11 protein-coding genes are annotated in these 11,249 nt (G+C 39.0%); 5 read left to right on the plus strand and 6 right to left on the minus strand.

The features are described from left to right. The gene (rfaQ, locus tag AACL23_RS02575) at positions 1-1,089 is read left to right on the plus strand and encodes a putative lipopolysaccharide heptosyltransferase III (protein ID WP_012738227.1); all 1,089 of its coding nucleotides are present in this window, start codon (positions 1-3) and stop codon (positions 1,087-1,089) included. 28 nt (positions 1,090-1,117) lie between these two features. Here the strand turns inward: rfaQ and rnd are convergent, their stop codons facing one another. Genes rnd through tsaB form a run of 3 tightly spaced genes read right to left on the minus strand, consistent with a single transcriptional unit; the run spans position 1,118 to position 4,562 of the window. Then, entirely contained in the window at positions 1,118-2,248 is a 1,131-nt protein-coding gene (gene rnd, locus AACL23_RS02580) for a ribonuclease D (RefSeq protein WP_339051554.1), read from the minus strand. A gap of 25 nt (positions 2,249-2,273) precedes the next feature. Further along, on the minus strand, positions 2,274-3,869 hold the full coding sequence (locus tag AACL23_RS02585) for a glycoside hydrolase family 10 protein (RefSeq protein WP_100096145.1): 1,596 nt from the start codon (positions 3,867-3,869) through the stop codon (positions 2,274-2,276). 3 nt (positions 3,870-3,872) lie between these two features. Continuing rightward, positions 3,873-4,562 (minus strand): tRNA (adenosine(37)-N6)-threonylcarbamoyltransferase complex dimerization subunit type 1 TsaB, encoded by a 690-nt coding sequence (gene tsaB / locus AACL23_RS02590; protein ID WP_100096144.1) that lies wholly within the window; start codon positions 4,560-4,562, stop codon positions 3,873-3,875. 164 nt (positions 4,563-4,726) lie between these two features. On the opposite strand from tsaB, the gene speE reads away from it, so the two are divergent. Beyond that, complete coding sequence (gene speE / locus AACL23_RS02595) at positions 4,727-5,599, plus strand: polyamine aminopropyltransferase (protein WP_171967646.1); 873 nt, start codon at positions 4,727-4,729, stop codon at positions 5,597-5,599. 73 nt (positions 5,600-5,672) lie between these two features. Then, positions 5,673-6,467: an adenosylmethionine decarboxylase gene (gene speD / locus AACL23_RS02600; RefSeq protein WP_012738222.1), complete on the plus strand. Its 795-nt coding sequence runs from the start codon at positions 5,673-5,675 to the stop codon at positions 6,465-6,467. A 93-nt stretch (positions 6,468-6,560) separates the two neighbouring features. Here speD and AACL23_RS02605 read toward each other — a convergent pair whose 3' ends face one another. Further along, complete coding sequence (locus AACL23_RS02605; protein ID WP_339049971.1) at positions 6,561-7,424, minus strand: YicC/YloC family endoribonuclease; 864 nt, start codon at positions 7,422-7,424, stop codon at positions 6,561-6,563. A gap of 136 nt (positions 7,425-7,560) precedes the next feature. Here AACL23_RS02605 and rph point away from each other — a divergent pair, with 136 nt between their 5' ends. Both rph and pyrE read left to right on the plus strand, forming a co-directional pair. After that, complete coding sequence (gene rph, locus AACL23_RS02610) at positions 7,561-8,286, plus strand: ribonuclease PH (RefSeq protein WP_100096142.1); 726 nt, start codon at positions 7,561-7,563, stop codon at positions 8,284-8,286. 34 nt (positions 8,287-8,320) lie between these two features. After that, complete coding sequence (pyrE, locus tag AACL23_RS02615; RefSeq protein ID WP_100096141.1) at positions 8,321-8,977, plus strand: orotate phosphoribosyltransferase; 657 nt, start codon at positions 8,321-8,323, stop codon at positions 8,975-8,977. A 121-nt stretch (positions 8,978-9,098) separates the two neighbouring features. Here pyrE and metK read toward each other — a convergent pair whose 3' ends face one another. Then, entirely contained in the window at positions 9,099-10,256 is a 1,158-nt protein-coding gene (gene metK / locus AACL23_RS02620) for a methionine adenosyltransferase (RefSeq protein ID WP_339049974.1), read from the minus strand. Between the two features lie 478 nt (positions 10,257-10,734). After that, positions 10,735-11,187 carry a large-conductance mechanosensitive channel protein MscL gene (gene mscL / locus AACL23_RS02625; RefSeq protein ID WP_100096139.1) on the minus strand — a complete coding sequence of 151 codons (453 nt, stop codon included), beginning with the start codon at positions 11,185-11,187 and terminating at the stop codon, positions 10,735-10,737. Positions 11,188-11,249: the final 62 nt, after the last annotated feature.

Genomic DNA, 11,249 nt, shown 5'->3' on the forward strand with positions numbered 1-11,249 from the left:
ATGGTGAATATGGTGGTAAAAAAAAACAACTTTGAACGAATTTTAGTCATTAAATTGCGTCATTTCGGAGATGTTTTACTCATCACACCTTTACTGACAACCTTACAGCAACATGCGCCTAATGCAAAAATTGATGTGTTGTTGTATTCAGGAACAGAAAAGATTTTATCGAAATATAAAACCCTTCATCATATTTGGACAATCGATCGTCAATTGAAACATGCAGGGATCAAAGCTCAAATATTAGGGGAATGGGCTTTATTTCAATCGTTAAAAAAACAAAATTATTCTTTGATTCTTAATTTATCAGATCAATGGCGGTCTGCCTTTTATTGCCGCTTTTTAAAGCCTGAGCTCAGTATCGGTTTCCATTATGCAAAGCGTGATAATGCGCTTTGGTGCTCTTGTTATGATCATCTGGTGCCTGTTTCAAATCACGTCAAACAACATACTGTCATCAATAATTTATCTATATTAAATCCCTTAAAATTATCGAAAATCATTACCCAGGTCAGTATGTCCTATGGGTCTGATGATATTTTTTATGTAGAAAAAATTTTACATGAAAGATCATTGAGTGATTATATTTTGATTCATCCTTTTGCGCGTTGGCACTTTAAAACTTGGCAGGCATCTTGTTTTTCTAAATTAATAAATTATTTAACCGCACAAAAAGAGAAAATAGTGATCACAGGGGGGCCCGAAAAAACAGAGCAGGATTACGTTCTTAATGTGATCGAAGATTGCAGTCAAAAAGAGGATATCGTGAATCTTGTGGGCCTTCTGAGTTTCTCTCAGTTAGCGGTGTTGATTGAACGAGCTCAAATTTTTATTGGTGTCGATTCTGTTGCTATGCATATGGCTGCGGCTTTAAAAACACCTTCAGTCGTATTATTCGGACCGAGTAACTTGAAACAATGGTCCCCTTGGGAAGCACCTCATACTTTATTGTGGGCAGGAGACCATCGAAAGTTACCTCTTCCAGAAGAGGTAGATACCCGCACTTGCGATCGTTATCTGGATGCAATCCCATTGAAAAAAGTCATAGATGCGGTGGATTTTTGGCGAACTCAACGCAAGGTAAGGTAGCTTTTGAAAAAGCGCTATGGCTTATTTTTCAGATCATCATAGGATGACGATCAAGTATTTTGGTTAATTCTAGAGATAACACTTGAGCTCGCCATCCTGTCAATAATAAAGGGCGTTTTTCTTTTGGGATCAAACCGAAATGCCAGTTTAATAGCTGATTAATATGTTTTCGTGATCCGATCAACTCATGACTTAATCCAATAAGAGCACCTATAGACTGGATCAGATCTTTGATCTCTTTAAATATCTTTTTATAAACAGGCTCATGGTTTAAATAAGCTATCACAAGTGAAGGATCCTCTTTTGTTTTTTGACTTTCTGTCACTAATCCCAGAAGGGTTAAGCCATGTTGACGAATGGTCCGACGGTCCAAGCCTAAATGGAACAACTCCGATAAAGAAGTCGGCTGATAACGCGCCACTTTCCATAAATAAGATTCTTGTATCACAAAATTGATCGCGACATTTTTTTCACGGGCGTAAACTAAACGCCAGGAAGCCAGCTTTTTTAAGCAAATGAGTTGTCCAGGGTTGAGTTGAGAAGCATTCCCGATATCACGGTAAGCCATTTCAGGATCTTGAATTTGGCTACGGCGTTGACAAAGCAATTCACATTCTTCTTTGACTGCCTCCATCCAACCGGAGGTCTCTATTTTTTTCATCAAAGCATTTGCCAGAGGCAAAAGATAAAACACATCCTCAGCCGCATAATCACATTGTTTTTGACTCAATGGACGAGCCAGCCAGTCTGTTCTGGATTCGGCTTTATTTAAAACAATCCCTTGAAATTCTTTCACTAAGATAGAAAAACCACAAGAAACAGGTCGGCCTGTGAATGCCGCTAAAATTTGGCTATCTATTAAAGGTTCAGGGAGTGTTTTAAAAAAATGAAAAAATATTTCAATATCCTCTCCTGCTGAATGCAAAAATTTGACGATTTTTTTATTTTTCAACAAGCAATAAAAAGGGGCCCATTCTGTTATCAAAAAAGGATCAATAAGGGATACACGATGACCGTCATACAGTTGAATTAAACCCAATTCGGCATAATAGGTTTTTGTTCTCACAAATTCAGTGTCTAATGCTACTGCTTTACACAAAACAGCCAGCTCACAAATATGATGTAAGTCTTCATTGGTGGTAATCAAACGATAATTCAAGATATGGCTCTCGATAAGTTTTTTATTAGTCAAAAATTCGCCCTAAGCTTTCATTATGATTTCTGTTAAGCGCACTAATGATATAAACATCACTTTTATGACTGAAAGGCGATGGATCCAACCAGGTTTCATAGAGACCTGTTTTACGAACCGTTTTTAATAATTGATAGTGATACAATAATCCCCAAGTATTTTTACTCCGTTTATAGATAGCATAATAAAGGGTTAAGTTTTGATGAGATTTATCTCCTGGCTTATCTCCTGCTTTCCAAGTCAGCTCAATACCTTTGCTCGTGATGATTTTTTTTATTTTTATGGGGATTTCAGGAGGAACAGAGCCTTTCCAAGGCATCGAAGGAATCAACACAGGCATTGACCAGAGCGTATTTTTTATCATGTTGGCGGCGTTTTTTTTCAGAGGATCGTTCAAAGATAAGTGTCGAAATAAAATGCTGCCTTTAATTCCAGAGGTGTTTTCATTAAAATGCAATTGCCTTTCTATTTCAAGGGCACCGCCATTCTCAGCCCAACCGGGTTCTAATTCAGAAGGGACTCCGGCCTTATAAAAAGCGTTCCCTATATAAAGGTGAGTGTTTTTGTTTTCTAAAAGATCGGCCCACCATGATGCGATTACATCATACCTTGCAACCTTTCGGTCAAAACTCCAATAAACCTGTGGAACAATATAATCAATCAACTTTTCTTTTACCCAAAGAACCGTATCAGAAAAATTCTGATCATAATGAGTCGATAACACACCGGTTTCTGAACCTAAAGGATCTTGTTTTTTATTTCGCCAAACCCCAGTTGGGCTAATGCCAAATTTCACCTGGGGTTTAAGTCGATGAATTTCCTCTGAGAGGCTCTTGATTAAAAGATAAGTGTTCTTTCTACGCCAATCTGCTTTATTGTTAAAATTATTGAAATATTGTAGATAAGTTTCATGATCATTCAATTTTGACGTAGGTGTTTCATAATAAAAATAATCGTCTAAATGAATGGCATCAATATCATACCGAATCACAATTTCTTTAATAATATTTTTTATCCAGTCTCGTACTTCGGGTATGCCAGGATCTAATACAAAACGGTCGTAAGCGATACGAATCCATTCAGGGTGACTTTTATAAACACTTTTTTTTCTGTCAGGGAGAAGTCTATTTAATTGATCGATAGTATTTTTTGCTGTATTCATTGAGACGCGATAAGGATTAATCCAAGCATGTAACTCAAGGTTTCTTTTATGCGCTTCTTGTACTGCAAATGCCAGTGGATCGTAGCCAGGGTTTTTACCTAAGGTACCGGTTAAATAAGAAGACCAAGGGAGAATATCTGAAGCATATAAGGCATCCGCTTCGGGCTTTACCTGAAGAATAATTGCATTCATTCTCATTTTGACGGCTTGATCAAGTATTTGAATCAATTCTTTTTTTTGAACCAGGATGCGCTCTTGTTCAGAAAAAATTTCCGTGGATGTTTTAGATGGCCAATCTAAATTTATGACACTGGCAACCCAACTGGCACGAAAATGACGATTTTTTTCACTTCCCACTTTTTTTAAATTTGAGCAGGCGGTGATCAAAAAGATAAAAACAAAAAGCCACCAGTGACACCATTTCATATTTTATCTCGCTTTTTGTGCCACATTATTACGTAAATAGACAGGCTCTGCCTGCTCAACAGGGACAGCCACCCCGGCTTGCCATAATTTTAATGCCAAAGGCAACATATCTTCTGCCTGTGGTAAAAGCAGATCAGCCTGTGTTAAAACCTCCGAATTCACTTTCAATAAATCAGGATAGATAGTCCAGGCATTCCCCGCATAGGCCCACTTCCCTTTTAACAACCGGATCTGGCGTTCGGCCTGTTTTGGTGTTTTCAACATTTCCTTTTCTACGCTTTGCCATTGACTGGCACTTTTTTGAATAAAAGCACCCCAATAAATCTCTCCCATCCGTGCATCCATCGCTACTAGTACTTGTTTTAGGCCGGTTTGACGACATCCTCCTTGCGCTAACATTTCTAAAGTGGAAACGCCAATCATCGGCAAATCAGCCCCTAATGCCAAACCTTGGCTGACACCAATCCCGAGCCGCACGCCCGTGAAACTCCCTGGGCCACGGGCAAACGCCAAAACATCCAATTGATGAAGGGAAAGAGAAGAGGCGCCCAAAATCTGTTGTACCATAGGTAAAATACGTTGAGTTTGATTTCTTGGGCAGATTTCAGATAAAGAAGAGATTTCCCCATGATTCAAAAGGGCCACAGAGCAGGCGTCTGTGGTTGTATCTATGGCTAATATTTTGGGGGGCATAAAAAACTCAAATCGCAGATGAATAAAAAATGATAAGGCGAGAATTCTAGCATAAGTATGATGAAGATTTTTTTAAAAAACACTTGACACTTTATGGTCGCAACCAAAGCTGGAGTTCGGTATGATACGCCCCATTTTTGTAGTGATAGCTCAGAAGGTAGGATATGTCACAAAAACAGCTTTGGTATGAGAAATTACATTCCTCTTTCGGCCAATATTTTTCCATCAAAGAAGTGTTGTACCGCGATAAAACGGATCATCAGGATTTGATTATCTTCGACACTGAAGAGTTTGGCCGGGTGATGGCCTTAAATCATGTGGTGCAAACAACAGAGCGTGATGAATTTATTTATCATGAGATGATGACACACGTCCCTTTACTGGCTCACGGTGATGCTAAAAAAGTCTTAATCATAGGGGGAGGAGACGGGGGGATTTTACGTGAAGTGTGCCGCCATGCCGGTGTCAAAGAAATTATCATGGTCGAAATTGATCGAGATGTGGTCAATTTATGCCAACAATATTTTCCTCACCATCATGCAGGGGCTTATGATGATCCGCGATTTCAGTTGAAAATTGATGATGGCGCGCATTTTGTCGAGCAAACAAATCATCGCTTTGATCTGATCATTTCGGATAGCACCGATCCGATAGGGCCAGGTGAACATTTATTTAAGTCTTCGTTTTATCAAGCATGCCGTCGTATCTTGAATGCAGGGGGTCTCTTTGTAGCTCAAAATGGCGTGTGTTTTTTACAACAAACAGAAGTCATCAATACGTATCAACGCCTGATGCCTTATTTTTCTGATGTGAGTTTTTACCAAGCCGCTATTCCTACTTATTACGGGGGAATCATGACATTCGCCTGGGCTTCAGAAAATGCAAATTTACGTCGAATTGGGCTGAATGATTTAGAATCCCGCTTTGCTGATTCAGGCCTAAAAAGTTGTCGTTACTATAATCCTTTTGTACACTTTGCCAGTTTTGCCCTTCCTCAATATTTAATAGAAGCATTGGCGAAAAAAGCGCCTAAATGATAAAAATGGGTTTCATGAGCACAGAGGCCTTGTCACATTGCATTTGAATTTTTCTTTTTGAAGGTGAGATAAATTGAACAAACTGAAACTACATGGTTTCAATAATTTAACCAAAAGCCTGGGATTTTGTATTTATGATATTTGTTATGCTCAAACCTTTGCTGACCGTGATGGCTATATTGCTTATATCGATGACGAATATAATGCCGATCGTTTAACCGAAATATTAAGGGAGACCTGCTCCATTATAGGTGCAAATATTTTAAATATCGCTCGCCAGGATTACAATCCGCAAGGGGCCAGTGTCACTATTTTAATCAGCGAAGAAGCGATTGATCCACGTGATGTCGATACTTCCGAACACCCGGGGCCTTTGCCCGATTCTATTGTGGCTCATTTAGATAAAAGCCATATTTGTGTGCATACCTATCCAGAAAGTCATCCAACCGAGGGTTTATGTACCTTTCGGGCCGATATTGAAGTGTCGACCTGCGGGATTATTTCGCCTTTGAATGCATTAAATTATTTAATCCACCAGCTTGAATCAGATATTGTGACCATAGATTACCGTGTGAGGGGGTTTACTCGTGATGTGAATGGGGTCAAGCATTATATCGATCACCAAATTAACTCCATCCAGAATTTTATGTGTAAAGATATACAATCGCTTTACCATATGATGGATGTCAATGTTTATCAAGAAAACATATTTCACACAAAGATGATGTTGAAGGACTTTGATCTCAAGCATTATCTCTTTAATTCACATCCAGAGCAGCTGAGCGTTCAAGAAAAAGATCTCATCACAAAGAGGCTATATAAAGAAATGCAGGAAATTTACTATGGACGAAATGTGGTGGAAGTGTAGCAAGATGAAGTCGTTTTTTAAGGCAAAAATCAACGCTGATCATCATTGAAACTTAATCACAGCGTCAATCTTTGGCTCTCTAAATATGCAAAATTACTCAATATTTTGAACCTGCTCGCGTATTTGCTCGATTAACACTTTAAGCTCAACAGCAGAATTGGTAACTTCAATATTAATCGATTTAGAGGCCAGAGTATTGGATTCTCGGTGACATTCCTGCACCATAAAATCAAGGCGGCGCCCGACAACGTCTTGATGATTCAAAATATTTTCAATTTCTTTTATGTGTAGCTCTAAACGATCAAGTTCTTCTGTTGTATCCACTCGTTGGGCTACCAACATCAATTCTTGTTCTAATCGGTTAGGGTCCAGCTGAACTTTTAATTCTTCAAATTTATTTTGTAAGCGCTCACGTTCCGATTCTACAATAGAAGGCATATGGTCTCGTATTTTAACAATTTCAGCGCTCATTGCTTTTAAACGTTGTTTAATAAATTCTTTTAAACCCGCTCCTTCTTTTTCACGCGAAACCATAAAATCATTTAAAACATGTTCTAATCCTGCGAGTAATTCATAGCTGATGTCTTCTAAAGGAAGGTCTTCTGATATCATCACACCGGGCCATTGAAGAAGATCAAAAGCATTGAATGTGGTTATTTTAGACTGCTCTTTGACCCAAGAAAGCACATTGATGAGTTGTTTTGCGAGAGCACGATTGAGTCTGAGTTCATTTTGGGTGTTTTCATTAGCTTTAAAAGAGAGATGGCACTCTATTTTACCGCGGGTCACACGCGAGCGAATTTTTTCACGAAAAACCGATTCTAATCTTCGAAATGTGTCTGGCAAGCGAATATAGATGTCTAAATAACGATGATTAACCGCCCGTAGCTCCCAAACTAAATCACCATATTCACTTTTGTGATCATATCGAGCATAAGCCGTCATACTACGTATCATGAGCAGATTCCCTATGAGATTGTTATAAATTAAATAGATTTCAGTATACAGAGCGGCTGTCTTAATGACGATAGGCATGCACTGACTTAAGCTCTATAATGAAATTTTTTATATTGATTTTACAGGAGAAAAACAGATGCGACCTTCAGGCAGAACCGCGCAACAATTACGCCCTTTAACATTCACTCGACATTATACCAAGTATGCTGAAGGCGCAGTGTTGGTAGAATTTGGGGAAACCAGGGTTTTATGTACGGCCACAGTGGAAGAGGGGGTTCCTCGATTTCTCAAGGGCCAAAATAAAGGCTGGATCACCGCTGAATATAGTATGTTGCCCCGTTCGACTCATCAACGTCATGCACGTGAATCCGTTAAGGGAAAGCAAGGAGGGCGTACCTTGGAAATCCAGCGATTGATTGCACGCGCATTACGCGCGGCAGTTGATTTGACAAAATTGGGTGAGTTTACCATCACTCTCGATTGTGACGTGTTGCAGGCAGATGGGGGCACTCGCACTGCTGCTATTACGGGGGCCTGTGTGGCACTCCAAGATGCCTTACAAAAAATGAGGGTTGAGGGAAAATTAAAAAGCAATCCTATGAAAGGCTTGGTCGCCGCGGTATCGGTTGGGGTTGTTGGGGGTGAATCTATTTGTGACCTGGAATATATAGAAGATGCCATAGCCGAGACAGATATGAATGTCGTCATGATCGAAGAAGGCGCTGGGAGGAAAATTATTGAAATTCAAGGCACCGCAGAAGGCGCGCCTTTTAGCCATCAACAATTATTAGAATTATTAGCCTTAGCTGACGATGGAATAAAAACCATTTTTCAGGCTCAAAAAAAAGTTTTAGAAAAATAGACTTTGGGTCGAATCAATAAAAGAAATGGAATCAATGAAAAAATATAAAGCTCAATTTATTGAATTTATGCTTGATAGAAAGATTTTAACCTTCGGTGAATTTATTCTGAAATCTGGGCGAGTCAGTCCCTATTTTTTTAATGCCGGGCTGTTTAACAAAGGGAGTGATTTAATCAAACTAGGGCGTTTTTATGCTGACGCTTTGATGGATTCTGGTATTGAATGCGATCTGTTATTTGGCCCCGCTTATAAAGGCATTCCGATTACCATCACAACCGCTATGGCGCTTTATGCGAATCATCATCTCGATCTGCCTTACTGTTTTAATAGAAAAGAAATCAAAGATCATGGAGAGGGCGGCGGTTTGGTAGGGGGGGCATTACAAGGCAAAGTGCTTTTAGTGGATGACGTGATCACGGCGGGGACGGCTATTCGTGAATCTGTAGAAATAATCCATGCTCATTCGGCCTCTTTAGCAGGAATATTAGTTGCTTTAGATCGTCAAGAACGAGGTAATGGCACGCTTTCAGCCATTGAGGAAATTGAACAAAAATATCAGTCTAAGGTGATTTCAATCGTGACTTTAGAGGACATGATCCATTTTTTAAAAAATGAAAAAACTATGATTGAGGCTTTTTCAGCATTAAATAAATATGCCGAACAATATGGCGTCTTAAGAAAAAATTTATGACACACTTAAACTCACTGACTTTTCTGTTGTCGATAACTGCCCCAGGCATAGGGCTTTTTCTGATGCTTTATTTAATCGCTGAAAAATCAAAGCCTCAATCCGTGGTCAGTTTTGAATAAATCTATTGATTTAAACCCGCTTGTTCTCTAAGCAACTCAGCCTTATCGGTCGCTTCCCAAGGAAAAACATCACGCCCAAAGTGACCATATGCCGCAGTCGCACGATAAATAGGCTTTAGTAGATCTAACATTTTGATCAAACCATAGGGTCTGAGATCAAAATGTTGGTGTATTAAACTCATGATCTTTTGAATGGTTATTTTTTCGGTGCCAAAGGTTTCGAGCATAATAGAAGTAGGATTTGCGACACCAATCGCGTAAGAAATTTGAATTTCACAGCGATCGGCCAATCCTGCTGCGACGATATTTTTTGCAACATAACGTGCTGCATAAGCGGCAGAACGATCCACTTTAGAAGGATCTTTTCCAGAAAATGCACCGCCCCCATGGCGAGCCATGCCGCCATAAGTATCGACAATAATTTTGCGACCGGTTAAACCACAATCTCCCATAGGGCCCCCTATCACAAAACGACCGGTTGGATTAATAAAATATTTTGTACTGCTTGAAAGCCATTTAGTCGGTATCACGGGTTTAATGATTTCCTCCATCACAGCTTCTTCTAATTGTTTTTGAGTGACATCTTCCTCATGCTGAGTAGAGAACACAATAGTATCGATCGCTACAGCATAGCCTTTATCATATTTAAACGTGATCTGACTTTTTGCATCTGGACGCAACCAAGGCAACTGACCTATTTTTCGCATCTCAGATTGACGCTTCACCAAACGATGTGAATAAGTAATGGGCGCAGGCATTAAAACATCGGTTTCATTGGTCGCGTAGCCAAACATCATTCCTTGATCTCCTGCACCTTGATCCAGCGGATCTATACGGTCAACCCCTTGATTGATGTCGGGTGACTGTTTTCCAATGGCGCTGAGCACAGCACAAGAATGCGCATCAAAACCCATATCAGAATGAACATAACCAATTTCAGCAAGGGTACGACGCGTGATCTCTTCAATATCCACCCAGGCAGAAGTGGTTATTTCTCCACCTACAATGACCATACCGGTTTTAACATAGGTTTCACAGGCCACACGGGCTTTAGGATCTTGAATTAAAATAGCGTCTAATACGGCGTCAGAAATTTGATCCGCGATTTTGTCTGGGTGTCCTTCAGAAACAGATTCAGAAGTAAATAGCTGATGGGGCATTTTTTTACCTTAAATAACAAAAATAAGTATACAAAACAAAGACAAATAAAATTTCGACAATAGTAGAAATCCGTATTTAAAAAAATAATAAATGGGATGGATCAACATCTAGACGGCTATTTTAGATCGTATCTTATGCGAATGGCTATTCTTTTTTATTTTTATCATAAGCGGATTTTGAATGAACCTGTTTCAAGGCTCACTACGGACTACTGTCCATTCTGAGTTGTATATAGATTAATTAAATAAATTTAAAAAAATATTAAAAATAAGTATATTTTACTTTTATTTTTTGTTATGATCGAGGCTTCCCTGGTGTTAGCCATATATTGGCACCCCCTTTTCAAGTCACGCTCGCAAAGGGGGTTTTTTTATGAAGTGTAGGTAAGGCCTGACATTCATATTATATAGAATATAGAATGGATATGTTGAGACATGAGGGGGAATGAAAGACAGTTTTAAATATAACGAATTCATATTATTTTTTAGTTGACTTTTTTAACAAATCACGAATTTCCATTAATAATATTTCTTGAGGTGCGGGCGGTTCTACCTGCGTATCAACTTCTGTTTTTTCTTTATTGATCTCCGCTCGAGATTCTAATATTCCTTCTAACTCACGACGGAGCTTATTCATAAATTTGATTACAGAAAAAATAGCGAGCGTGACAATAATACAATCAACCAAACTTTGTAAAAAAGAACCATAATTCATGATGACAGCAGGAACATCATTACGAGCTTCCCTTAGAACAAAACTAAACTGTTTCAAATCAACTCCTCCTATTAATAACCCTATTGGAGGCATGATAATATCAGCCACAAGTGAAGAAACCACTTTGCCAAATGCTGAACCAATAATAACTCCAATAGCCAAATCAGCCACATTGCCACGCATCGCAAACTCACGAAATTCTTTAATGAAACTCATGCTTTTCTCCTTTTTCAACGATTTTAAAAGCCGATCAAAAGTGGTTTTTGCTACGCTAAATG

The sequence above is a fragment of the Candidatus Williamhamiltonella endosymbiont of Tuberolachnus salignus genome (genome assembly GCF_964019775.1).
In the GTDB taxonomy this organism is placed as follows: Bacteria; Pseudomonadota; Gammaproteobacteria; order Enterobacterales; family Enterobacteriaceae; genus Hamiltonella; species Hamiltonella defendens.